This is a genomic window from Pseudomonas sp. AB6, from assembly GCF_034314105.1.
Lineage (GTDB): Bacteria > Pseudomonadota > Gammaproteobacteria > Pseudomonadales > Pseudomonadaceae > Aquipseudomonas.
The window spans coordinates 329,993-355,560 of sequence record NZ_JAVIWJ010000001.1 but is presented as its reverse complement, the minus strand read 5'-3'; the positions used below and the strand labels follow the sequence as shown (position 1 = coordinate 355,560).

Annotated in this window: 21 protein-coding genes and 2 pseudogenes; 9 read left to right on the top strand and 14 right to left on the bottom strand. The window is 55.9% G+C overall.

Translation table 11 applies throughout. The annotated features are described in order from the left end of the window. Positions 1-20: 20 nt before the first annotated feature. The 10 genes from RGW60_RS01735 to ffh form a co-directional block, all read right to left on the bottom strand. Complete coding sequence (locus RGW60_RS01735; RefSeq protein WP_407074118.1) at positions 21-3,563, bottom strand: ATP-binding protein; 3,543 nt, start codon at positions 3,561-3,563, stop codon at positions 21-23. Positions 3,564-3,728: 165 nt separating this feature from the next. Next, a complete protein-coding gene (gene thrC / locus RGW60_RS01730; protein ID WP_322201563.1) occupies positions 3,729-5,153 on the bottom strand; it encodes a threonine synthase in 1,425 nt (474 codons plus the stop codon). A gap of 133 nt (positions 5,154-5,286) precedes the next feature. Next, on the bottom strand, positions 5,287-6,591 hold the full coding sequence (locus tag RGW60_RS01725; RefSeq protein ID WP_322201561.1) for a homoserine dehydrogenase: 1,305 nt from the start codon (positions 6,589-6,591) through the stop codon (positions 5,287-5,289). 134 nt (positions 6,592-6,725) lie between these two features. Next, the gene (gene dsbC, locus RGW60_RS01720) at positions 6,726-7,466 is read right to left on the bottom strand and encodes a bifunctional protein-disulfide isomerase/oxidoreductase DsbC (protein WP_322201559.1); all 741 of its coding nucleotides are present in this window, start codon (positions 7,464-7,466) and stop codon (positions 6,726-6,728) included. A gap of 161 nt (positions 7,467-7,627) precedes the next feature. Then, the gene (gene xerD / locus RGW60_RS01715; protein WP_322201557.1) at positions 7,628-8,524 is read right to left on the bottom strand and encodes a site-specific tyrosine recombinase XerD; all 897 of its coding nucleotides are present in this window, start codon (positions 8,522-8,524) and stop codon (positions 7,628-7,630) included. A 148-nt stretch (positions 8,525-8,672) separates the two neighbouring features. Beyond that, positions 8,673-9,023, bottom strand: a complete 351-nt coding sequence (rplS, locus tag RGW60_RS01710; protein WP_296248607.1) for a 50S ribosomal protein L19 — start codon at positions 9,021-9,023, stop codon at positions 8,673-8,675. A 43-nt stretch (positions 9,024-9,066) separates the two neighbouring features. Continuing rightward, entirely contained in the window at positions 9,067-9,819 is a 753-nt protein-coding gene (gene trmD, locus RGW60_RS01705; RefSeq protein ID WP_322201554.1) for a tRNA (guanosine(37)-N1)-methyltransferase TrmD, read from the bottom strand. A gap of 5 nt (positions 9,820-9,824) precedes the next feature. Further along, a complete protein-coding gene (gene rimM, locus RGW60_RS01700; protein ID WP_322201552.1) occupies positions 9,825-10,361 on the bottom strand; it encodes a ribosome maturation factor RimM in 537 nt (178 codons plus the stop codon). Positions 10,362-10,366: 5 nt separating this feature from the next. Beyond that, complete coding sequence (gene rpsP / locus RGW60_RS01695; RefSeq protein ID WP_297846527.1) at positions 10,367-10,618, bottom strand: 30S ribosomal protein S16; 252 nt, start codon at positions 10,616-10,618, stop codon at positions 10,367-10,369. Positions 10,619-10,844: 226 nt separating this feature from the next. After that, a complete protein-coding gene (gene ffh / locus RGW60_RS01690) occupies positions 10,845-12,221 on the bottom strand; it encodes a signal recognition particle protein (protein ID WP_322201550.1) in 1,377 nt (458 codons plus the stop codon). Between the two features lie 246 nt (positions 12,222-12,467). Between ffh and RGW60_RS01685 the strand changes: the two genes are divergently transcribed. The 3 genes from RGW60_RS01685 to RGW60_RS01675 all read left to right on the top strand — a co-directional run bounded on the left by RGW60_RS01685 (position 12,468) and on the right by RGW60_RS01675 (position 15,953). Continuing rightward, entirely contained in the window at positions 12,468-13,280 is an 813-nt protein-coding gene (locus RGW60_RS01685) for a cytochrome C assembly family protein (protein ID WP_322201548.1), read from the top strand. Positions 13,281-13,293: 13 nt separating this feature from the next. Beyond that, a complete protein-coding gene (locus RGW60_RS01680; protein ID WP_322201546.1) occupies positions 13,294-14,541 on the top strand; it encodes an HlyC/CorC family transporter in 1,248 nt (415 codons plus the stop codon). A gap of 92 nt (positions 14,542-14,633) precedes the next feature. Beyond that, positions 14,634-15,953, top strand: coding sequence for an MFS transporter (locus RGW60_RS01675; RefSeq protein ID WP_322201544.1), 1,320 nt, complete (start codon positions 14,634-14,636; stop codon positions 15,951-15,953). A gap of 64 nt (positions 15,954-16,017) precedes the next feature. Here the strand turns inward: RGW60_RS01675 and purT are convergent, their stop codons facing one another. The 4 genes from purT to RGW60_RS01655 form a co-directional block, all read right to left on the bottom strand. Next, positions 16,018-17,199 (bottom strand): formate-dependent phosphoribosylglycinamide formyltransferase, encoded by a 1,182-nt coding sequence (purT, locus tag RGW60_RS01670; RefSeq protein WP_322201542.1) that lies wholly within the window; start codon positions 17,197-17,199, stop codon positions 16,018-16,020. A gap of 128 nt (positions 17,200-17,327) precedes the next feature. Continuing rightward, positions 17,328-17,540, bottom strand: coding sequence for a DUF1289 domain-containing protein (locus RGW60_RS01665; RefSeq protein ID WP_322201540.1), 213 nt, complete (start codon positions 17,538-17,540; stop codon positions 17,328-17,330). Beyond that, positions 17,540-18,064, bottom strand: coding sequence for a gamma carbonic anhydrase family protein (locus RGW60_RS01660; protein WP_322201538.1), 525 nt, complete (start codon positions 18,062-18,064; stop codon positions 17,540-17,542). The genes RGW60_RS01665 and RGW60_RS01660 overlap by 1 nt, the downstream gene beginning before the upstream one ends. Before the next feature lie 39 nt (positions 18,065-18,103). Beyond that, positions 18,104-18,709, bottom strand: coding sequence for a CoA pyrophosphatase (locus RGW60_RS01655; RefSeq protein WP_322201536.1), 606 nt, complete (start codon positions 18,707-18,709; stop codon positions 18,104-18,106). Between the two features lie 169 nt (positions 18,710-18,878). Between RGW60_RS01655 and RGW60_RS01650 the strand changes: the two genes are divergently transcribed. The 6 genes and pseudogenes from RGW60_RS01650 (at position 18,879) to ptsP (ending at position 25,560) form a co-directional block, all read left to right on the top strand. Beyond that, positions 18,879-19,430, top strand: coding sequence for an NUDIX hydrolase (locus RGW60_RS01650; RefSeq protein WP_322201534.1), 552 nt, complete (start codon positions 18,879-18,881; stop codon positions 19,428-19,430). 202 nt (positions 19,431-19,632) lie between these two features. Then, positions 19,633-20,049 (top strand): annotated as a pseudogene (locus RGW60_RS01645) (L,D-transpeptidase family protein); the annotation flags it as partial. Between the two features lie 92 nt (positions 20,050-20,141). After that, positions 20,142-20,872: pseudogene (locus RGW60_RS01640) on the top strand (GntR family transcriptional regulator). 36 nt (positions 20,873-20,908) lie between these two features. Continuing rightward, complete coding sequence (gene nagA, locus RGW60_RS01635) at positions 20,909-22,015, top strand: N-acetylglucosamine-6-phosphate deacetylase (RefSeq protein WP_322201530.1); 1,107 nt, start codon at positions 20,909-20,911, stop codon at positions 22,013-22,015. Further along, complete coding sequence (locus RGW60_RS01630; protein ID WP_322201528.1) at positions 21,996-23,018, top strand: SIS domain-containing protein; 1,023 nt, start codon at positions 21,996-21,998, stop codon at positions 23,016-23,018. Before nagA ends, RGW60_RS01630 begins: the two co-directional genes overlap by 20 nt. A 13-nt stretch (positions 23,019-23,031) precedes the next feature. Further along, positions 23,032-25,560 carry a phosphoenolpyruvate--protein phosphotransferase gene (gene ptsP / locus RGW60_RS01625; RefSeq protein ID WP_322201526.1) on the top strand — a complete coding sequence of 843 codons (2,529 nt, stop codon included), beginning with the start codon at positions 23,032-23,034 and terminating at the stop codon, positions 25,558-25,560. The last annotated feature ends 8 nt before the right edge of the window (positions 25,561-25,568 follow it).

Genomic DNA, 25,568 nt, shown 5'->3' with positions numbered 1-25,568 from the left:
TGTTCCCAATAAGACATGTCTTAAACTGGAGGCGACAGGTGATGCTGGATATCCGCACGCAACTGCTCAATCGCGCAACTCAACGTTTGCCATTGCACGGCAAGCGAAGCGTTGTTCTGTTGACTTACGCTACCATCAAGACTGGCACACGCCTTCGCCAACGGAACTGCATCGATAAGGCACGCTACACCTTTTAAGCGGTGCACAGAGGCACTCAGGGCCTTCCAGTCCTGCGTCTTGGTGGCAGGCGCAAGCACTTCCACCTCCTGCTGCAGGTTTTTCCAGAGTTCTGACAACAGTTGGTGCATCTGTTTGTCGTTGGCTTGGGTCATTTTGCGCAGAGTATCGACGTCAAAAGACTGCATCGGTGCAATCTCGGCTAGCACTTGCGCCAGCCGGCTCAACGACACTGGCTTGATCAATAGTTGGCTCATGCCTGCCTGTTCGCAGCGCTGACGCTCCCCACTCATGGCGTTGGCGGTATAACCAATGATCGGACAGGCCTGACGTTGTTCCTCTATCTCAATCGATCGAATATTTTCGGCCAACGCATAGCCACTCATTACCGGCATATTGCAGTCGGTAAAGACCGCATCGAATGTCTCTTGTCGCCAAAGCTTAAGGGCTGACCTTGCATCGCCGGTACATACCACCTCATGGCCGAGAAATTCTAACTGCTGATTCAGTACCAGTCGGTTCGCCGACAGGTCATCAACAATTAGTATCCGAATTGAGCGGCTAGCGGCGAGATGTTTATCCGTTTCGGTGGCCCGATCATGCTCTATGAGCACGCGGACCAAGGGCAATTCAACCGTCACGCAAGTCCCTGTGCCTGGGGTACTTTCGAGGCCGACGTGGCCTCCCATTAACTCAACCAACTGCTTGCAGATACTCAAACCAAGGCCGGACCCACCGTATTTGGCAGCCGTATCGTCGGTGGCTTGTGCGAAAGGCTGAAACAGCTGAGATTGCTGCGCGATGTCGATACCTACTCCACTGTCTTTTACGCTGACCCGCAGACACGGCCGTTGCGGCAAGCCCGAGGTCGTGACACTCACGACCACTGACCCCTCTCGGGTGAACTTTAAGGCGTTGCCCAGCAAGTTGTGCATGATTTGACGCAGACGCAGAGGGTCGACCCAAAAATCCCCCTCGGCCTGGTCGGCAAACTCCAATCGCACATCGAGTCCCTTTTCACGAGCACTGACCTTAAACAACCGAAAAATGCCATCAAAAAACGGCCGTAGTGAAGTCACCGCCAACGCCAATTGCATGCTGCCGGCTTCAATTTTGGTCAAGTCCAAACTGTCGCCAATCAGCTCGATCAGCTCATGGGCAGACTGACAGGCAAGATTCAGCCCTTGAGACGGTGTTTCGCCGCGCTGCAAGATCAGTTCGCGCTCGAGTTCGAGCAAGCCAATGATCGCCCCCATCGGCGTGCGAATTTCGTGACTCATGGTCGTCAGAAAAACGCTTTTGGCTTCATTAGCCTGTTCAGCCAGTTGCCGTGCTTCAGTGAGCTGAGCTTCCAGTCGTTTGCGCTCGGTGATATCAATCCAGCCACCTAATAACCCCTGTAATTGACCGTCAGCCCGATAGAACGGTACGGTCCATTGATAGGCATCAATCAAGCGACCAAACAGTTCCATGCGCCGATCAGCAAACACCGGTTGCTGGTTTTCAAGCAATTTCAGGTAGTCGGCATGCATCTGTTCGGCGCTTATGCTCGGGATTAACTCGACATCAATCAGGCGACGTCCGCTCATTTGCTCGAAGCTGATGCCAAAACTTTCCTCGTAGCTGCGGTTACACGAAATCAAACAACCGCGTAGGTCACGGACGTAGATCGGATTGGGAATACCATCGAGCAAGGCCCGCTTGAATGCCAATTGATCGTTGAGTTGTTCCTCGGCTTTGAGGCGCTGCTGTATCTGCACATTTAAACGGCCGCTCCAGATCAGGGAGATCAGGCCGAACAGAAGTGTGACCGCCATAGCCCAGTAGACCCAAGCCGGAATTCGCAACCACACCGGCGGCGGAACGACAACTGCCCCCAACCATTTCATGCGAATCGCGCGCATTTCCGCCACCGGAAACTCTTCGAGGGCTTTATTCAGAATGCTGAGCAGTTCGGGTTGCGTCCGTACTACGGAGAAGCGATCAGATGACCACTGACCCTCAACGGTGCGGCCAATTTTCAGCGTAGCGAGCGGAAGCAGATGAGCGCCAGCCTCGCTCTGGATCGTGGCATCGGCCTGACCGTTTTCAACCATCCTGCGCGCTTGTTCGTAAGTGTTGACCGAGTAGATCCGGATGCCTGAATAGTTTCGGCGGATATAGTCCTCCAACGCATGCCGGGCGGGCAGCGCGAGGACACGTCCCGATAACGTTTGGAGGCTAATGGGTGACGCCTCGTTCTCACGCGAAACAAACACCCAGTTGCTGCCTCCAAACGAGTATGTGAAATCAAGAAATCGCTCGCGTTCGTTATTTTCGGCGAGTGTTGTACTCATATCGGCTTGACCGCTTCGCAGCAAATTGATGCTTTCCTCGGTAGAAGCCACTTCTTTGTGCACAAACTGCAAACCCGTCATGCGTGAAATTCGCTCCAGCATGTCCACGTTCAGGCCGACCCAGTGGCCGTTTGAGTCTTTGTAAAGGTACGGCGCATGTTGCCCGGACACGACCGTGACTTGGGGATGCTTTCGAATCCAGGCTTGTTCAGCGGTATTCAGCTTAATGCGCTGACGGGCAACGTCCGATCCCAGACCTGTAGTCCAACGTCCGAGCACTTCGCGCCGAACCGAATCATCGATACTCGCCAGCGCAAGATTGATCAGCGCCACCAGAGCGGCGTCTTCCTTACGGGTAGCGAATGAAAAACCAATAGGCGGCAACGCACTTTCGGATTTGATCTGCAACCCCATATAGGGCCGCAAAGCCATGTAGGCACGCACGATGACTTCGTTACCAATAAAGGCATCAACCTCGCCTTGGCTCAGTGCTTCAAGGGCACTGAACAGATTGGGAGCGAGAATCACCTCACTTGCCGGGTAGACCCGATGAACTACCTCAGCATCGGCGTAACCATCGAGTAGTACGATTTTCTTGCCTTTCAACTTTAAAGGCAGGGTGAAGTCACTGCTTCGCCCAACAATGACTGAGCGGTCTGGAAGGTAATCAACAGAAAACTCAAGCGCTTTTACCCCACGCTCAAAGCCGTTGGCCGTCGTGAGCATATCGACAGTGCCATTGCGTAACGCCTCAACGGCTTCATTGCGCTGGGCGAAACCGACGACCTGGATGGGGACAGAAAGCTTACTGCCAATCAGACTCAGGTAATCCGCGCTGATACCTTGGTAGCGATTACGGTCACTGGTGATGTCAATCGGTTCGTAGTCAGCAATCGAGATGCCCACACGCAATTTCTGGCGTTGATCCAACCACTGCCTGTCTTTTGGGTCGAGTGACAACGGCGTCAGGTTGACAAAGGGCGGGACGAGTCTGAACGGTAAGCTATTAGCTGCGAACGCCACTTGACTTAGACATAACAGCCAAAACAGAAGGGCTGTGTACAAAATAATTCTATTAGGGGCACCCGCAGGGTGCATGCTGAATTCCTTCACCGCTATTCCATTCCATATGGATCCAATACCTCACGAGTGTGGCACGCGGAAATAAAAAAGCCCGCCAAACGGCAGGCCTTATGTTGTTACACGACGATACCGTTAAAGAGGTGCTCCGCGATTACCGTGCTGAGCAACGAAGTCATGTACGGCTTTCAAGTCATTTGGCAGTACGGTGTACTTTTCTTCACGAACAAAAAGATCAGATAGATGTGCAGGTAGCTCGAGCGCTTTTCCTACACCAGCTTTATCGACCGCTTCCGGGAATTTGACCGGGTGCGCGGTCCCCAGAATGACCATCGGGGTGTCCAGGCTTCGGCGACAATCGCGAGCGGCTTTGACACCGATCGCCGTGTGCGGATCGAGCACTTCGCCTGTGTTTGCAAACACCTCGGCGATGGTTTCGCAGGTCTCTTCATCGCTGACTGCCAGCGAATCGAACAGTTTGCGGGTTTCGGTCCAGCGCTCTGCATCGACGCTAAAGGCGCCACTTTGCTTGAACGTATCCATCAAGCCCGCAATAGATGCGCCGTTACGTCCATGCATATCGAACAACAAGCGTTCAAAGTTCGACGAAACCATGATGTCCATGGACGGCGACAACGTCGCGTGCAAGGTTTCCTTGGTGTACTGATTGCCGCTCATAAAGCGGTGAAGAATGTCATTGCGGTTGGTAGCCACGATCAGTTGGCTGATCGGCAAGCCCATGTTACGCGCAAGATAACCCGCGAAAATGTCGCCAAAATTACCTGTTGGGACTGAGAACGCCACTGACCGCGCCGGGCCACCAAGTTGCAAGGCTGCGTGAAAGTAGTAGACGATCTGGGCCATGATCCGCGCCCAGTTGATCGAGTTGACCGCCACCAGGCGCGTCCCCTTCAGGAAGCCCTGATCGGCAAAGCTGGCCTTGACCATTTCCTGGCAGTCATCGAAGTTACCTTCGATGGCGATGTTGTGAATGTTCTCGCCCGCAATGGTGGTCATCTGCCGACGCTGAACTTCAGACACCCGTTTGTTCGGGTGCAGGATGAAAATGTCGACGTTGTCGCAACGACGGCAGCCTTCGATAGCAGCAGAGCCGGTATCGCCGGAGGTCGCGCCGAGAATCACCACCCGTTCGCCACGCTTGGCTAGCACGTAGTCGAGCAAACGCCCGAGCAGTTGCAGGGCGAAGTCCTTGAACGCCAGGGTCGGACCATGGAACAGTTCAAGCACCCACTCGTTGCCGTTCAGCGGGCGCAGAGGCGCAATACCGCCGTGGGCAAACACGCCGTTTTCTCCCGACGAATAGGTTTCTTCAAGAATTTTTTTGAAATCGGCATCTGGAATGCTGCCGCTGACAAAGGGCCGCATCACCCGAAAAGCCAGCTCGTGATACGCCAGGCCCGCCCAAGAGGCGATTTCTTCCTGGGTAAAGCGCGGCAGGTTTTCCGGCACATACAGGCCGCCATCGCTGGCAAGGCCAGTAAGCAGCACGTCTTCGAAATTCAGCGCGGGCGCTTGGCCGCGGGTACTGATGTAGCGCATGGGGGCAACCTTCGGTTTGAGCTGCAAGCTACAAGCTACAAGCTACAAGTTAAAGCAGCTTGGCTTCTACTTGCAGCTTGCGGCGTGAAACTTGCCGCGATGTTGATTTGCTTTTGTTGTAGCTTGCTGCTGCCTAGTTCAAATGCTCCACGCGGATACGAACCACCGGTCCAACCACGTCGTGCAACGCTTCCAGTGCCTTAATGGCATCGTTCATGCGTTGCTCCAGCACACTGTGAGTCAACAGAATCATCGGCACCAGGCCGTCGTGTTCTTCGACTTCTTTCTGCATGATCGACTCGATGTTAATTCCGCGCTCCGACAGAATACTCGCCACTTGCGCCAGGACGCCGGGGTGATCCTTGGCCTGAATACGCAAGTAATAAGCGCTTTCACAGGCTTCGATCGGCAGAATCGGATGCGCGGACAGCGAGTCTGGCTGGAAAGCCAGGTGCGGCACGCGGTTTTCAGGGTCGCAGGTCATGGCACGAACCACGTCGACCAGATCAGCAATCACTGATGATGCGGTGGGTTCCATACCGGCGCCGGCGCCATAGAACAAGGTCGAGCCTGCCGCATCACCATTGACCATCACTGCGTTCATCACACCATTGACGTTAGCAATCAGACGGTCAGCAGGGATCAGGGTCGGGTGCACCCGCAACTCGATACCTGCGGCGGTGCTGCGTGCCACGCCCAGGTGTTTGATGCGGTAACCCAGCGCTTCGGCGTAGTTCACGTCCGCAGTGGTCAGCTTGGTAATGCCCTCGGTGTAAGCCTTGTCGAACTGCAACGGAATACCGAAAGCAATGGACGCAAGAATTGTCAGCTTATGCGCAGCGTCAATACCTTCAACGTCAAAGGTCGGATCAGCTTCGGCGTAGCCCAATGCCTGAGCTTCCGCCAGCACATCAGGAAAGGTGCGACCCTTCTCACGCATTTCGGTGAGAATAAAATTACCCGTGCCGTTGATGATCCCGGCCACCCAGTTGATACGGTTAGCTGCAAGGCCTTCGCGAATCGCCTTGATCACGGGAATGCCGCCAGCCACTGCGGCTTCGAACGCTACGATTACGCCCTTTTCGCGAGCTTTGGCAAAAATCTCGTTACCGTGCACGGCGATCAGGGCTTTATTGGCAGTTACAACGTGCTTGCCATTTTCAATGGCTTTGAGCACCAGTTCGCGGGCAACGGTATAACCCCCGATCAGTTCGATAACAATATCGATTTCGGGGTTGGTGGCCACGGCAAAAACATCAGCGGTCGTAGGGATACCGGTTACCTGGCAATTAGGATTTGGCCGACGCAGGCCAATTTGCGCAACTTCAATGCCACGCCCGGCACGACGAGCAATTTCCTCAGCGTTACGTTGAAGCACGTTAAAGGTGCCGCCACCGACAGTACCAAGCCCACAGATGCCTACTTTGACCGGTTTCACTATGAACTCCCCATAAAACGGCCGACGCAAGGCCGGCCGCGAAAACCGCCACCTGCTGCGAGGTGGCTCTATTAATGAAGCGGCTAATGATTCGCACGCTCTTGACCGTCAGAGGTTATCCCTGCATGTCAGGATTATTTTGCGCTCAACGCCAATTTGGCCACTTGCGGTGCTGGTTGATAACCGGGAATGACTTGGCCGTCTGCCAGCACGATGGCCGGAGTACCATTCACCCCAATAGACTGGCCCATGGCGTATTGCTTGGAAACAGGATTAGCGCATTTCACCGAGTCTATGTTTTTGCCCTCAACCATACGGTTCATGGCGCTTTTCTTGTCCTTGGAACACCAAACCGCTTGCAGCTGCTCGTCGCCTGGTGAACCTAACCCCTGACGCGGGAAGGCCAGATAGCGAACTTCGATGCCCAAGCGGTTCAGCTCCGGCACTTCGGCATGCAGTTTGTGGCAGTAAGGGCAGGTGGTGTCAGTGAATACGGTGATATGCGACTTGGTTTCACCGATGGCGGGGTAGACGACCATCTCAGCTGTAGGAATACCATTGATTGTTTTTGAAATAGCCAGACGCTCGGCTTTCTCGGTCAGGTTGACCGGCTTACCGTCCTGCATCTGAAACAAATAACCTTGCATCACGAACTGGCCGTCAGCGCTGGCATACAGCACGCGGCCGCCCTGGAGTTTCACTTCGTACAAATCATTCAGCGGGCTGGCCGCAATACTATCGATCGGCACATCGAGCTTCAGTGTGTCGAGGGTTTTACGGATGGCTTTATCGGCGGCATCATCAGCCAAGGCAAACATACTAAATGAACTGGCCAACACAATAGCTGCAGCGGCGAAAATCTGGGGCACGCGCATGGGGACTCCTCGGGCGATGGTCTATGGGGAGCTAATAACGGCGATCGCGGAGGACCGAAGGCGTTTTAGTGATGCCCAATTTGCTAACCGGCAAAGCCTATCACATAAGGGCTGTGAGGCCGACTTCGGCTGATGTGGGACCGACCGAGGAAAGCGGGTGTTTATCCTCGCGGATGATGCTTGGCGTGCATTTCTTGCAACCGAGCGCGCGCCACATGGGTGTAGATTTGCGTGGTGGATAAATCGCTGTGTCCCAATAACATCTGGACCACGCGCAGGTCGGCGCCGTGGTTGAGCAAATGAGTCGCAAACGCGTGACGTAGGGTGTGCGGTGACAACGAATTACTGATGCCAGCGACCATAGCGTGTTGCTTGATCCGATGCCAAAACGTTTGCCGGGTCATTTGCTCACCGCGCAGACTGGGGAATAAAACGTCGCTAGGGCGCCCGTTCAATAACTCTGAACGGGCATCACGCAGGTAGCGCTCAATCCAGATGATTGCCTCCTCCCCCATCGGCACCAGGCGCTCCTTACTGCCTTTGCCCATCACACGCACAACACCTTGACGCAGATTAACTTGCTCAAGGGTCAAGCCAATCAACTCAGTGACACGTAGCCCGCAGGCATAGAGTACCTCGAGCATGGCCCGGTCGCGTTGACCGATGGCTTCGCTCTGGTCCGGTGCGGCCAGTAACGCTTCAACGTCAGCTTCGGACATTGATTTTGGTAACGGACGACCCAACTGGGGCATGTCGATGCGTAACGTTGGATCGATCTGAATCATCTTTTCGCGCAACAGGTACCGATAGAAACCGCGAACCCCTGAAAGAAAGCGAGCTGTTGAACGCGGCTTGTAGGCTTTCTCCAAGCGCCATGCCAAGTGATCCAGGATAAGTTCACGACCGGCCTGATCGAGCTCGATACCGTGCTCCTGAAGCCAGCCATTGAACAAAGCCAGGTCGCTGCGATACGCATCGCGGGTGTTATCCGACAGGCCTTTTTCCAACCACAAGGTGTCTAGAAAACGGTCGATCAAAGGGTGGTCGATGGCGGGCATGGGGGTGACGGATTCTGCGAAAAATAATAGCGGGAGTTTTTCACAAATGAGAGCGTAGAGCGATCTCTCTGTATGTCTGTAGAGACTTTTATTCGGTCAACAAAAAAGCAGCCCTTAGGCTGCTTTTTTACATCGGGAAAAACTGAAATCAGGACAGTTTTTCTTTGATGCGAGCTGCTTTACCGGACAGGTCACGCAGGTAGTACAACTTGGCTTTGCGAACGTCACCGCGACGTTTCACAGCCATACTGTCGATTTGCGGGCTGTAGGTCTGGAAAGTACGCTCAACGCCAACACCGTTGGAGATTTTACGAACAGTGAAAGCACTGTTTACACCACGGTTACGCTTGGCAATTACTACGCCTTCGAACGCTTGCAGACGCGAACGGTCGCCTTCCTTCACTTTCACCTGAACGACAACAGTGTCGCCCGGGGCAAAGGGAGGGATCTCTTTAGTCATCTGCTCAGCTTCGAGTTGCAGAATGATTTTGTTAGTCATGCTGTGCTCCTAAGGCAGATCATCAAGATCTACCATCGATACGTTAACTATCGTCCCGCTCGCGAATATATTCCGCCAGCAGCTTTTTCTCTTCTCCAGAAAGCGAGCGGCTTTCCAGAAGATCGGGTCGTCGTTCATAGGTCCGCCCAAGGGACTGCTGTAAACGCCAACGCCGGATATGTGCGTGATTGCCACTTAGCAACACGTCGGGAACACGCTGATCCGCATACACCTCCGGTCGGGTGTAGTGCGGGCAATCCAGCAGACCATCTGTGAAGGAATCTTCCTCCGCAGAGTCCGCATGCCCTAAAGCTCCAGGCAGCAGCCGCGTAACCGCATCTATCAGGACCATCGCCGGCAGCTCGCCACCGGAAAGTACATAGTCGCCAATCGACCACTCTTCATCGACATGAGCTTCAATAAAACGCTCGTCAATGCCTTCATAACGACCTGCGATGAGGATAAAAGCCTCCCCTTGCGCCAGTTCGCGTACCGCCGACTGAGTCAGCTGACGGCCTTGTGGCGACAGGTAAATAACCTTCGCCGCGTCCCCTGCTGCATGCCTGGCCTGAACCAGAGCATCTTCCAGAGGCTTGATCTTCATCACCATGCCCGGACCACCGCCAAAAGGGCGATCATCAACAGTGTGGTGACGATCAGTGGTGTAGTCCCGCGGATTCCAACAAGTCAGCTGTAGCAGCCCTTGTTTCACCGCACGGCTGGTAATGCCGTAGTCGCTGATGGCGGAAAACATCTCGGGGAACAAACTGATCACTTCTACGCGTAGGCTAGCCATGTCGCTTAGAAGTCCGCATCCCAATCCACCCTCATCTCGCCAGCACCAAGGTCGACTGCCAACACGCATTGCTCTGTATAGGGCAACAAGCGTTCGCGATCATCCAGGCTGCCTGCACAAGGCTTGACCACTATTACATCGTTCGAGCCGGTTTCCAGCAGATGATCAATCTTCCCGAGCAATTGCCCGAGGTGGTCGATGACCTGGAGACCTTCAAGCTGGTACCAGTAGTACTCGCCGTCGGTCAGATCAGGGAACAGGTTACGCGGAACGCAGATTTCAAAACCGGCCAGAAGACGAGCTTCTTCACGGTCATCGAGACCTTTGATCTTTGCGACCAGGAACTTGTTTTGCAAGCGTCCACTGACCAGCTCTACCTGTCGTACTTCACCGTCGCGCCGAAGCGTGAGGTGTTTGTAATCCAGGAGGTTACCAATTGGATCAGTAAAGGAAAAAACCTTCACTTCGCCGCGAACGCCGTGAATCGAGTAGATCTTGCCGATAACGATCAAATCATCTGCAATGGTTGGCGTCGCGTTCATATTGCTCAGGCCGCAGCCTTAGCATTGTCCTTCAACAACTGAGCAACGCGCTCAGAAGGTTGTGCACCAACGCTCAGCCAGTAGGCAACGCGTTCGTTATTCACAGACAGGCGGATTTCTTGACCACGAGCAACCGGGTTAAAGAAACCAACTTGTTCTTTGTGTGAACCGTCGCGCGGGTTGCGGCTGTCGGTCACGGTCAAATGGTAAAACGGGCGCTTTTTGGAGCCGCCGAGGGCAAGACGGATGGTAAGCATATAAGCATCGTTCCTGTAGTCGTGCTGCAAATCTAAGATGCACAACGGGCATAGGTGCCCGAAAGGCCGCATATTCTAAGGAATATCCGCACTTTTGCAAATGTCTTTTTCAGGCGCCTACCGCCATGCCATCGAGATCTGCTATGGAGCCGCTGTAAACAGCGGCATTTCAATCCCGCCAAAAGCAGGATTACTGGAGGCGAACCTCCATATGAGGGCACTGCAATTACATTTTCGGGCCAGTGCGGCCGGGCATCATTGAGCCCATTCCGCGCATCATTTTTGCCATGCCGCCTTTCGCAGAGAATTTTTTCATCATTTTCTGCATTTGCTTGTGCTGCTTGATCAGACGCCCGATGTCCTGCACCTGAGTACCTGAACCCAGGGAGATCCGGCGCTTGCGCGAGCCGCTGATCAGGTCAGGGTCTCGGCGCTCGGCAGGCGTCATCGAATTGATGATGGCTTCCATCTGCTTGAACTGCTTCTCGGCCGCGCCTTGAGCGTTACCCATTTGGGCCACGTTCATGCCGCCGATGCTTGGCAGCTTGTCCATAAGGCCACCTAAGCCGCCCATGTTTTTCATCTGTTGCAGTTGATCGCGAAAGTCTTCGAGGTCGAAGCCCTTACCTTTCTTCAGTTTTTGCGCGAGCTTGTCGGCTTTCTCTTTGTCCAGACCTTGCTCGGCTTGCTCAATCAGACTGAGCACATCGCCCATACCGAGAATGCGTGACGCAATACGGTCCGGGTGGAACGGTTCGAGCGCGTCGCTCTTCTCGCCCACACCGATGAACTTGATCGGTTTGCCCGTGATTGCCCGAACCGACAGCGCAGCACCGCCGCGTGCATCACCGTCGACCTTGGTCAGAATCACACCGGTCAATGGCAGCGCATCGCCAAAGGCCTTGGCGGTATTGGCGGCATCCTGACCGGTCATGGCGTCAACCACGAACAGGGTTTCGGCCGGCTTCACTGCCGCGTGCAACGCCTGGATCTCGCCCATCATCTCGACATCGATGTGCAAGCGGCCGGCGGTATCGACGATAACGACGTCGATGAATTTGAGCGTGGCTTCTTTAATCGCCGCCAGTGCGATATCCACTGGCTTCTGGCTGATATCGGACGCGAAGAAGGTAACGCCGACTTCGTTGGCCAGGGTTTCCAACTGCTTGATGGCAGCAGGACGATAGACGTCGACCGACACCACCATGACGCTTTTCTTTCTGCGTTCTTTTAGAAAACGCGCCAACTTAGCGGCGGTGGTGGTTTTACCCGCACCCTGCAAACCCGCCATTAGCACGACAGCCGGTGGCGTAACGTTGAGTGCCAGATCTTCGTTGGCCGCGCCCATCAATGCTTCAAGTTCGGCCTGAACGATCTTCACGAACGCCTGACCCGGTGTCAGGCTGCGCGACACTTCGGTGCCGACGGCGCGGTCTCTGACCTTGTTGACGAAGTCTTTGACCACCGGCAAGGCGACGTCGGCTTCGAGCAACGCCATACGCACTTCGCGCAACGTATCCTTGATATTGTCTTCGTTCAGCTTGGCCTTGCCAGTGACATGGCGCAGCGTCAGCGACAGACGTTCGGTAAGATTTTCAAACATGTGCGATCCTTTCAGGTTCCTGGTGAACCCACGGTTGGTGCGGCCCGGCTCGTGGTAGCCCTGCGCCTGAACAGAGGCTAAAACGGCTACTGAAAATAGCCTGCGACGAGCCTGCGACTTGAGCAGGTGGCGGATTATAGCGAAGACTCTGCTGGACGGACACCATGGAGTCTGCTTCTGTAGTCTTTCGTCAAATGTCGGTTCTATGCGAAACTCAGCGCCTTTCGGGCTTGCCTATCAGGATTTATGCTCCCCTTGCCACCCAGTCTGCTACCTAGCCTCGCCGCCGCCTTCCTTTACGCCGCTGCGACCCTTTACCAAGCGCTTCGTTTGAAGCAAGGCGCCAAGGCCGATAAACGGCTGCTTTGCTTGCTCGGCAGCTTTGCAGTGATTGCCCATGCGGTTGCTCTCTATTCCCAATTGATTCGACCGATCGGCTTGGGGCTGGATTTTTTCAGCGCCGCCAGCATGATCGCCATCGCCATCATTGTTGTGACGATGATCGCCTGTGCACGAATTCCGGTGGAAAACCTGCTGGTGCTGGTGTTCCCGTTAGGTCTAATGACGACGCTTCTGAGCCAGTTCGCCCCCAGCGGCACGGTACAGATCATCAACGAAGAGCCCGGTATTCTGAGCCATATCGTGCTGTCGATTCTGGCCTATGGCATGTTCACCATTGCGGTTTTACAAGCCTTGTTGTTGCTGATGCAGGATCATCGCCTCAAGCACAAACATCCGTCGGGCCTGATCAAAAACTTCCCTCCACTACAAACCATGGAAAGCCTGTTGTTCGGCTTCTTGTGGGCGGGATGGATCTTGCTTTCCCTGTCGCTGATCTCGGGTTGGTTGTTTGTCGAAAACCTGTTTGCTCAACATCTGGTACATAAAACGCTGCTCGCTTGTTTGGCCTGGCTGGTGTTCAGCGTGCTGCTGTGGGGGCGCAATCGTCTCGGCTGGCGCGGTCACAAAGCTATCCGTTTGACCCTAGGCGGTTTCTGCCTGCTGATGCTGGCGTTTTTCGGCAGCAAGCTGGTACGCGAATTTATTCTGCACATCTGACGGGCGCTTGATCATGGATAACTTGCCCATCGGCCCAATGCTCGGCGTATTGGTATTGCTACTGTTGTGGTCCGGCCTGATAACCGCCGTAGAAGCCGCTTACCTCAATATGAAGGCGTTACGCCCCAGCAGTCGAAGCAGCGACGCCGCCAAACCGAAACTGGCGTTCAAGCTCGCCAGCTTGATTCTGAGCAACTCCCTCATCAAAGTGCTGATCACGATCATCAGTACCTTGCTGACTCTGAACTCCTGGTACTTCAACGGCCCAACGCTGGCATGGATTCTGGTCAGCAGCGGGCTACTGATCTTTGCCGAGTTCATACCTCGCAAGCTGGCCGCACGTTATCCCGATGCCATCCTGATGCTGGGCAACAGCATCCTTCGCCTGCCAATGAAGCTTCTTTACCCACTGGCCTGGCTGTTTTCGGCGATTGCCGACGCACTGTTGCGCCCCTTCGGTGTCACCGACAAACCGAATATCCGTCAAGCGGACGACGATGAAATTCCCCTTGCGGTCATGCTTCACGACGGCGCGCAGGAGCATCAACCACGCTCACATATGATCTCGGGGATTCGTGCGCTCGACAGCATTACCGTCAACGATATTCTGGTGCCGCGCAGCGAAGTTGATGGGATTAATCTGGATGACACCATCGAGCGAATCATCGAACAGTTGATCATTTCCCGTCATACGCGGCTGCCGGTGTATCACAATGACATCAATCAGGTTGAGGGCGTACTCAATACCCGTCAGATCAGCCACCTGCTGCCGACCGCCCAACTCACCAAAGACGACCTCAAAGCGGCGTGCTACGAACCCTACTTCGTGCCGGAAAGCACCCCACTGCAACTGCAACTGCTCAATTTCCACAAACAACAGCGTCGGCTTGGCGTAGTGGTAGACGAATACGGCGAGGTTCAGGGTATCGTCAGCCTGGAAGATATTCTCGAAGAGATCGTCGGCGAGTTTGAAAACGAACAGGACCTGGATAACCCCCATATCCATCCGCAAGCCGATGGGCGCCTGGTCATTGAAGGCGCCGCCTCGATTCGTGAACTGAATAAAATTCTGGGCTGGCATTTGCCGTCCGACGGTCCCAAGACCCTCAACGGTCTGGTGACCGAAGCGTTGGAAACTATTCCGGAAAGTTCGGTTTGCCTGAAAATAGGGCCGTACCGACTGGAAATTCTCGAGACCGAAGACAATCGTGTCACCCGAGTGATGATATGGCACAACGGTATGACTCGCGCCGTGGTCTAGCCCTTCGCGCTTCTGCCTGGCGCTGTACTAAAATGCCCCACCCAGCAAGCAAGCAGCCATAAAACAATAATAATTTCATCGGGGACACCTGCATGACTAGCTCTACAACCTTCAATGACGACACCTGCGCCACCAAACCAACCAACTCTACCGGCCGCGTCGCCATCGCCAGCTTCATTGGCACCGCCATCGAGTTCTACGACTTCTATGTATATGCCACCGCCGCCGCGCTGGTAATCGGCCCGGTATTTTTCCCGCAGACGTCAAGTTCAGCGCAAATGCTGGCGGCGTTTTTGACCTTTGGCATCGCCTTTCTGGCACGGCCACTGGGCGCGGCGCTCTTCGGCCACTTCGGTGACCGCATCGGGCGCAAATCGACCCTGGTTGCTTCGCTAATGCTGATGGGTGTCTGCACTACCCTGATCGGCGTGTTACCGGGCTATGCCACCATCGGTTTCTGGGCGCCGACGCTATTATGCGTGTTGCGTTTCGGCCAAGGGCTTGGGCTCGGCGGTGAATGGGGCGGCGCAGCCTTGCTCGCCACGGAGAACGCCCCCAAAGGCAAGCGCGCCTGGTTTGGCATGTTTCCACAGTTGGGCCCCTCGATTGGCTTTCTGGTAGCCAACGGGCTGTTCCTGGCACTGGCCATGACCCTCACCGACGAACAGTTCCGTTCATGGGGCTGGCGCATTCCGTTTCTGCTCAGTGCGTTGCTAGTAATGGTGGGTCTATACGTGCGGTTGAAGCTTGAAGAAACACCCATCTTTGCCAATGCCATTGCTCGCCATGAGCAGGTCAGATTACCGATTGCTGAACTATTCACCCACTACTGGCGGCCAATGCTGCTGGGCGCGGCGTCGATGGTGGTGTGCTATGCGCTGTTCTACATCTCCACGGTATTTTCCTTGAGCTATGGCGTAGCCTCTCTCGGCTACAGCCGCGAGACGTTTCTGGCCCTGCTGTGTTTCGCCGTTCTGTTCATGGCCGCTGCCACACCCTTATCTGCTTGGGCAAGTGATCGCTTCGGGCGCAAACCAGTGTTGATTGTTGGCGGCGTACTGGCGGTGCTTTCCGGGTTCACCATGGAACCGCTGCTGACCCACGGCACTACGGGCGGCGTCGCGCTGTTCTTGTGCATCGAGTTGTTTTTGATGGGTGTAACGTTCGCGCCAATGGGGGCGCTGCTACCCGAACTGTTTCCGACTCGCGTGCGCTATACCGGCGCATCGGCAGCCTACAACCTGGGCGGCATCGTCGGCGCATCCGTGGCACCGTTTTTTGCGCAAAAGCTGGTAGCAATGGGTGGTTTGAGCTGGGTCGGAGGGTATGTGTCGGCGGCGGCGCTAATTAGTTTGATCGCTGTGCTTTGCCTGAAAGAAACCCGGGAACGGGAGCTGGATACGATTGCCTGATAGAGCCAGTCAAGCCGTTCCCGAAATCACCGGGAATGGCTTGACTGGCTCCCGGCTTATCTCATTACAACTGAACCTTAACCGCTCTCGAAGCGCGCATGGCTTTTGCCCGCGCCAACTCAATGGATTCGTCACGGGCCAGGGCAACGCCCATCCGGCGCTGGCCGTTGACCTCAGGTTTGCCGAACAAGCGCAAGGCGGTGTCAGGCTCGCTGAGTGCCTCGCCCAAGTTGGCAAAACTGGTTTGAGTAGATTTGCCTTCGACCAGAATCACCGCCGAAGCCGATGGCCCAAACTGGCGGATCAATGGAATTGGCAGACCCAGGATCGCCCGCGCATGCAATGCGAACTGCGACAGGTCTTGGGAAATAAGGGTCACCAGACCCGTGTCATGCGGACGCGGTGACACTTCGCTGAACCACACTTGATCGCCCTTGATGAACAGCTCGACGCCAAACACACCGCGACCACCCAAGGCCTCGGTCACGGCGAGGGCAACCCGTTCCGATTCCGCCAATGCCGCAGGGCTCATGGCCTGTGGCTGCCAGGATTCCTGATAATCGCCCTTCTCTTGACGATGACCGACTGGCGCACAGAATGTCGTGCCACCGATGTGACGCACAGTCAGCAGGGTAATTTCGTACTCGAAATCGATAAAGCCTTCGATGATCACCCGACCTTTGCCAGCGCGACCGCCTTCTTGCGCGTAGTCCCAGGCTTTTTGTACGTCGTCGATGCTTTTCAGCAGGCTTTGGCCTTTACCCGACGAACTCATGACCGGCTTGACCACGCACGGGAACCCTAGGTCTTCGACAGCTTGGCTGTAGTCCTCGAACGTGTCGGCGAAGTGATAGGGCGAAGTCGGCAAGTCCAGTTCTTCAGCCGCCAGGCGACGAATGCCTTCGCGGTTCATGGTCAACAGCGCGGCGCGAGCAGTTGGAATGACGGTGAAGCCTTCAGACTCAAGTTCAACCAGAGTCGCGGTGGCGATCGCTTCGATTTCCGGCACGATGTAGTGCGGTTTTTCGGCTTCGATCACCGCACGCAAAGCCGCACCATCGAGCATGTTAATGACGTGGCTACGGTGTGCAACCTGCATGGCGGGCGCGTTGGCATAACGGTCTACGGCAATCACTTCAACGCCCAGACGTTGAAGCTCGATGACCACTTCCTTGCCCAACTCTCCGCAACCACAGAGCATTACACGGGTTGCAGTAGGCGACAGCGGCGTTCCGATTTGAGTCATTTCAGGTCCTCGTGGAGCAGGTCGTCGAGTTTGCCCACGGTGGCGCACGACTCGGATGAGAAGAAAGTCGCGCAATTTACCACGAAGCGGCAGGCAGAGGCTCAAGCCCGGACAAGCGAGCCGCCGAATCAGGACGCCGGCTTTACACCCACGTGCCAAAGCACGCCGTTGGCCCGCGCCCGCTCATGACATAACCCCAGCACCACACGACGCTCGGCATTGTCCATACGGTTCCAGCCGGTGATTTCTTCAACGGTGCGCTGACAGCCCAGGCATACATCCGCGTCATCCAGGCAACAGATGCTGACGCAAGGCGACGCAACGCGACCTTCAGGGTTCATCAATCGTCCTGCGGCGCTAGATCACGGGCATAGCGCTGGGCGTTATGGACGTAATGTGCGGCACTGGCTTCAAGCATTTTTTTCTGCACATCGGTGAGTTCGCGCATGACTTTGCCAGGGGAACCCATCACCAGCGAGCCGTCAGGAATAACCTTCCCCTCGCCGATCAACGAATTGGCGCCGATCAAACAATGCTTGCCTATCTGCGCACCATTGAGAATCACCGAGTTAATGCCAATCAGGCTGTAATCACCAATCGTACAGCCGTGCAGCATCACGTTGTGGCCAATGGTTACGCCTTTGCCGATGTTCAACGGCGACCCCATGTCGGTGTGCATTACCGTGCCGTCCTGCACGTTACTGTTTTCGCCGATGTGAATCAGTTCGTTGTCGCCGCGCAACACGGCGCCGAACCAGACGCTGGCGCCCGCCTCAAGTTTGACTTTGCCAATCAGTGTGGCAGTGGGTGCGACCCAGCTCTTAGGATCGGTTTCTACACGGGAATCGCCCAAGCGGAATTTCATCTTGTTTGTCCTCAAGGCTCTTTGGCCGTGGGTGGAGCGCTAGCTATCGAAAGTAATAAAACGGTCTGGTGGTGTGTGCAGGCTGATGTTGCTGTCGTACAACACATTGACCAACTCGACGATCATAATTGCGGTCAATCCCCATATCTTGAATTCCCCATAACGGTACGACGGTACATACCAGCTGCGCCCTTGGTAGTCGATGCGATGGGTGTGTTCGCGGGTGTCTTGACGAAAGAACTCCAGTGGCACGCTGAACACGGCGGCGATCTCGCCATCATTGGGGCAGTATTCGACAAAGTCGGGAATCAACCCCACGTAGGGCGTGACCAAAATGCCGTGCTTGGAAATCAGCGGGCTAAGTGGACCGATGATCTCGACCAGTCCCGGTGGCAAACCGATTTCCTCTTCGGCTTCGCGCAGCGCGGTGAACACCAGGTCCGGATCACCGGGATCACGACGACCTCCAGGAAACGCCACCTCTCCGCCATGGGTCGACAGACCGCTGGCGCGCAGGGTCAATATCAACTCCGGTTGTTCGCTGCGAGTGATGGGCAATAAGACCGCGGCCTCGGGAAAGCCTCGGCCCGCCTCAAGCGTGTTAGGTGTGTGACTGCTTACGCGGCGAAGTAGCTCGTCCAGCATGGGAATCTCGGTTCTGTTGCTTGTTTGGCATCATGCACCAAAGCGGCGAAGTGCCCAAGCCCTTGTAAGACAGTTCATCACGACGCCCTTCTCCTTCAATTGCACCAGCGACTTGCCGACCTTGATGCGTCAAGCCAAGATAGCCACTGCTTTCAGGAATCCAGCCCGTATGAAATTCTGCAGCCACTGCGGTAAACCGGTCGTCCAGCGCATCCCCGACGGGGACAGTCGCCTGCGTTTCGTTTGCGAAACATGCCAGACTGTTCATTACCAAAATCCAAATATCGTCGCCGGGGCCGTAGCGGTTTGGGGGACACAGGTGCTTTTATGTCGTCGCGCCATTGAGCCGCGCCTCGGGTTCTGGACTTTGCCAGCCGGCTTCATGGAGAACGGCGAGACCCTTGAAGAGGCTGCTCGCCGCGAAACCGTCGAAGAAGCCTGCGCGACGTTGAGCAACATGACGCTGTACATGCTGGTCGACGTGCCCCATATCAGCCAGGTTCACGTGTTTTATCGCGCTGATCTGGTCAATATGGACTTTGCAGCCGGTGTCGAGAGCCTTGAAGTCAGGCTCTTCGAAGAGGCCGAAATTCCATGGTCAGAGCTGGCTTTCATGACGGTGAGGCGTACTTTAGAATGTTTTTACGCCGACCGGATCGAGCAGGTTTATCCAGTACGATCGGAAGCCATTTTGGCCTCGCATCCGACGAAAAAAACCTGATTCCACGGTGCTGCCCGCCAAGGCAGCCCTTACTTTACCCAGGGATACCGTTTCAATGCGTTGGTTGCTCACCGTTTTCTGCTTGTGCTTCGCGTCGCTTTCGCAGGCTGAATTTATTAAAAGCATTGTCCCAAAGGGTAGCGAGCAAGCGTTTTTGGGGCAAAAGGTCATCGACACTCAAGACATCTCAGACCGCCCGGTCGACAAAATACTGGTCCTCAAATCCGCGCATCAGCTGCAATTGATCAGTCACGGCGAAGCACTGAAAACCTATCGCGTTTCACTGGGCAAATTCCCTAAAGGACAAAAGCTGCGCGAAGGCGACCGACACACGCCCGAAGGGTTTTACTGGCTGGACTGGCGCAAAGTCAGCGACGCCTACAACTTATCGATGCACATCTCTTATCCCAACATCAACGACTCGGCTCGCGCCCGACGCGAAGGGGTTAGTCCGGGCAGCATGATCATGATTCACGGCACCCCGGTTGATGAGAACTACCCGGAATGGTACTTCCAGACACTGGATTGGACAGATGGCTGTATTGCCATGAATAACATCGACATGCGAGAAGTCTGGAGCTTGGTAAAAGACGGCACCATGATTGAAATTCGTCCCTGACTATCGGGCGTATCCCGCTTACTCCGCCAAGTGGTCTTTTATTGGTATTGACGTGGTATTAGCTTGGCGTCATATCGACTTTGGACTGCGACATGAACCCGATCTCTGCCTTACGGCCAGACGACACCCAGGCAACTCCCCTCTACTTACAGCTTGCTCGTAATATCGAAGCCGCCATTCATGCTGGCCAATGGAAAGCCGAGCAGGCCCTGCCGTCTGAACGCAGCTTGAGCGAGCTGCTTGGTATCTCTCGCGTTACTGCACGCAAAGCACTGGAAATTCTCTTTGATCAAGGTTTGATCCGACGCCATCAAGGCTCCGGCACGTTCATCACGCCGCGCTTGGAACAACCGTTGTCACGGCTTCCAGCTTCAGCGAAATGCTCCAAATGAAAGGGTTTACGCCTGGGTCGCAATGGATCAAGCGCGAAATAGCCCTGCCAACACACGATGAATTGATTCGATTGAGCCTATCGCCCATCGACAACGTCGCGCGCCTCAAGCGTTTACGAACAGCCGACGGAATCGTCATGGCCATCGAAATGACGGCCCTACCCGCTAAATTGTTACCCGACCCCCACGCTGTAGGTGATTCGCTTTATGCGCACCTGGACAGCATTGGCCGCCCTGTCGTACGCGCCCTGCAACACATTCGCGCTATCAATGCCTCGGCTGAGTTCGCCACGCTGGTCGGCATCGAAACCGGCACTGCCATGCTGTTGATGACGCGCATCGGTTACCTCGAAGACAACACACCCATCGAGCTAACAGACACCTACTGCCGTGACGACTATTACGATTTCGTCGCCGAACTTCGTCGCTGAATGACTTTTTTTCAAAGTAAACTGCCGGGGCTACTGATGTCCGAACACAACATTCTCACGCCACAGGGCTGGATTCTCGGCCATCTGGAACATCAAGACGGGCGCGTGAGCGCTATCCGGGGTCAACATTGCGAGCCGCAAACCAACAATAAACCATACCTGCTGCCCGGCTTTATCGATCTGCATATTCACGGGGGTGGCGGTCAAGACATCATGCAAGGCCGCGAGGCTTTCGACACCATTGCCCGTACCCACCTGCGCTTCGGCACCACGTCATTATTAGCCACAACCATGACCGCTCCTCCTGAAGAACTCAGCGAGGTGTTGAGTGCGCTGGGTAGCTATTGCGAGCAACGACAACCCGGCACCGCGCGGTTGTTGGGTGTACATCTGGAGGGGCCATTCATCAACCCCAGCAAGCTAGGCGCACAACCCAATTTCGCCCACACCGCGTTGCTGTCCGAAATAGAGCATTACCTAAGCCTGGCGCCAATCCGAGTGATCACCATTGCCCCGGAAATTGCCGGGCATCTACAACTGATCCGCGAGCTGAGCCAACGCGGCATAAGGCTGCAACTGGGTCACACGTTGGGCAGCTACGAAGAAGGTGTTGCCGCCCTCGATGCGGGAGCATCCAGCTTCACTCACCTGTACAACGCGATGAGCGCACTGCACCACCGCGAACCAGGAATTGTTGGCGCTGCGCTGGCCCACGCGAATTACGCCGAATTGATTCCTGACCTGTTGCACGTCCACCCCGGCGCCATGCGCGTCGCCCTGCGGGCCATCCCGCGGCTCTATTGCGTCACCGATTCCACTGCGGCGGCAGGCATGCCCGATGGCGAATACAAACTCGGCAGCCACACGGTCACTAAATGCCTGGGTGGCGTTCGTTTAGAAGACGGCACTCTGGCCGGAAGCACCCTGACCATGGACCAAGCCCTGCGCAACTTGGTGAAAATCGGCGTGTCATTGCCTGAAGCATCACAACGTTTGTCACAATTTCCCGCAGATTATTTGGGTTTGGAAGAGCGTGGGCGCTTGCAAACTGGGAGCTGGGCTGATTGCGTCGTACTGGATCGTTCACTGAATGTGCAAGCCGTCATGGTCGAAGGAGAAGCCATTGAACTCAAAAATGCTTGAAGAAGCCCTATCGTCCAGCGACGCGGTCGAGCGCCAATTACACAAGATGGACCCGTCCCTGATACGAGTCGCTAAACGCCTGCGCGGCGCGGCGCCGAATGTGATCATGACCGTCGCCCGTGGCAGTTCAGACCATGCCGCGAGCTACTTCGCCTACCTGACCATGCAACTGACCGGTGTACCGGTGGCCTCGTTACCGATGTCAGTGGTGACGTTGCAGCATTCGCCAATGCACGTTCTTGGGCAGACGGTTTTCGCTTTCTCTCAATCAGGTCAAAGCCCCGACCTTGTAGACAGTTTGCGCACATTGCGGGAGCGCGGAGCCTTGAGCATTGCTTTGGTCAATGCCGAACAATCACCGCTGGAAGCTGCCAGCGAATATGTGTTGCCGCTCTGCGCCGGGGCCGAACGCAGCGTCGCGGCAACCAAGAGCTTCATCGCTACGTTAAGTGCCAGCGCCCGTTTGATTGGTCATTGGCAACAGGACGACGCGCTATTAGCAGCCGGCTTAATCCTGCCGGAAAACTTGCGTAACGCCGCTCAACAGGACTGGAGCGCAGCCGTCGACGTGCTGCGTGACTGCCAGCAGCTATTGGTGATCGGCCGTGGCGCCGGGTTTGCCATCGCTCAAGAAGCAGCGCTTAAATTCAAGGAAACGTCATCGATTCAAGCCGAAGCGTTCAGCAGTGCTGAGGTGCGCCACGGTCCCATGGCATTGGTTGGCGAAGACTACCCACTCCTTATTTTCGCCCCACGTGGTGCTGAGCAGACAGGCCTGCTGAGCTTTGCCGCAGACATGCGCAAACAAGGAGCTCGCGTGCTGTTGGCCGCACCGGACGACATCGAGCAACGTGACTTGACCCTAAGCCGTGCGGCCCATCCCGCCCTGGATCCGATACTTGCCATACAAAGCTTCTACGTCATGGCCGCTCATTTGGCCAAGGCCCGCGGCATGGACCCTGATCAACCCCGGCACTTGAGCAAAGTTACCCTCACTCACTGAATGAGAATGCGCCATGCATAATAATAAGGATTTGATTCTCAGCGCGCCCCTCAGCGGCCCGGTAATAGCACTGTCGCAAGTCCCTGATCCGGTGTTTGCTAGCGGTGCCCTAGGTGATGGGATTGCGATTGACCCCACCAACGACTGCCTCTGCGCGCCTTGCCCCGGGGTCATTGTGCATATCGCACGCACCCTGCACGCGGTAACGTTGCGCGCGGACAACGGCGCCGAATTTTTACTGCATATCGGCCTGGACACGGTTGCTCTCGCAGGTGACGGTTTTACTGCACTGGTCGAGGAAGGCTCCCGCGTCAGCGAAGGTCAGGCGCTGCTGCGCTTCGATCTGGACCGCATCGCACAACATTCCACCAGCCTGATCAGCACCTTGGTCTTGGTCAACGGTGACCGCTTCAAGTCAATACCGATCGCGGGCGTGTCATCGGTGACCCTAGGCCAGCCGCTGCTTAACGTCAGCGCATTGTTGTCGAAAATACCTCTCGACTCAGGTCGCAGCTCTAATATTTCGCAAGTACGTGGACGCGTCCGTGTTGCCCACAGCGGTGGCCTGCACGCGCGCCCGGCAGCGTTGCTGCGTCAAACCGCTCAAGGCTTTATCAGCCAGTCCGAACTGCATTTTTCAGGGCGCAGCAGCTCATCCGAGAGTTTGGTTGGGATCATGGGTTTAGGGGTCGCCGAGCAAGACGAAGTCGAGGTCGTCTGCAGGGGTGAGGACTGTGAGGCTGCACTGCAGGCGTTGCTTAACGCATTGTCCATCCCTTCACCCCACGATAAGCCCCTACACCTCCCTGCGCCGCTCGTGACTGATCACCCAGCGTCTAAAGTCGGTGTATTGCAAGGCGTCTGTGCCTCGCCGGGCCTGGTGAGCGGTCCGCTGTTTCGGTTGAACTCGGTTCACCTCCCAAGCGATCCCGGGCAGCATGTCGCTCGCGAGCAGCGTCATGCCCTGCAACTTGCATTGCAGCAGGTAGCCGCTGAGATTCAAGGGACAATGCACGCTGCCGAACAACGCGGTGACCAGCAAGAGACGGCGATCTTCGCCACTCATTTGGCACTGCTGGAAGACCCAGTGCTATTGGATGGCGCCACACTCGCCATTGATCAAGGTAGCGCCGCGGCCCACGCCTGGAGCCGGGTTCTGCTTGCGCAATGCGACGTGTTGCAGGCATTAGGCAAACCGTTGCTCGCCGAGCGCGCCAACGATCTTCGCGATTTACGTCAGCGGGTGTTGCGGGCCTTGCTCGGTGACGCCCTACGCCTTGATATTCCAAGCGGTGCAATTGTCGTCGCCGAGGAGCTGACGCCTTCCGACTTGCTGATGCTCAGCCAGCATCAGGTTGCCGGTCTATGCATGGCCGAGGGTGGCGCCACCTCGCATGTGGCGATTCTGGCGCGGGGCAAAGGCCTGCCGTGCGTGGTGGCATTGGGTCCGGTATTGCTGAACCAGCCACCAGGCAATACCGTTGTCCTTAATGCCGACGACGGAACGTTGGAACTGATACCCAGCACCCAGCGCCTACAACAGGTCATCGAGCGCCAGCAGCAATGGGGTCGGCAACGACGCAACCAGCAACAGTTTGCTCATGTTCCTGCCGTTACCGTGGATGGCGTGACCATTGAAGTGGCCGCCAATGTTGCCTCCCGCGCAGAGGCGGCGGAGGCCCATGCGGCGGGTGCGGACGGTGTAGGGTTGTTGCGTACCGAGTTTTTGTTCGTTGATCGCACCACCGCGCCAGATGAGCACGAACAATGGACGGCCTATCAAGGCGTGCTGGACGCCATGGGCGATAAATCGGTAATTATCCGTACGATTGACATCGGGGGTGACAAGCAACTGGCGTATCTGCCGTTGCCCGCCGAAGCCAACCCGGTATTGGGCTTGCGCGGCATTCGCCTCGGTCAGCTGCGTCCAGAACTTCTCGACCAACAATTGCGCGCCTTGCTCAGGGTGAGCCCGCAGCAGCGGTGCCGAATCCTGTTGCCCATGGTCAGCGAAGTGGATGAGTTGTTGAACATTCGCCAGCGCTTGGAGGCGCTGAGCGCCGAGCTCGGGATTGCCCACCGTGCACAACTTGGAGTCATGATCGAGGTGCCCTCCGCGGCGCTAATGGCTGAGCAATTGGCCGAACATGCGGATTTTTTGTCTATCGGCACTAACGACCTTTCTCAATACACCTTGGCCATGGACCGTGACCATGCAGGACTTGCGGCGCGGGTGGATGCCCTTCATCCCGCGCTGTTGCGACTGATCGAAATGACCTGTGTCGGTGCTGCACGCCACCACCGCTGGGTAGGTGTATGCGGGGCGTTGGCGTCAGACCCGCTAGCGACTGCGGCGCTGATTGGCCTTGGCGTGCGTGAACTGTCGGTCAGCCGACCATTGATTGGGGAAATCAAGGCGCAGGTGCGCATGTTAGACCTGGCTGACTGCCAGCCCTGGAGCCGATCGCTGCTCAGCTTGAACAGTGCTCAAGCGGTACGTCTGGCATGTCAACAATATTTGAAGCACCACGCCTTCGTATAACAATAATA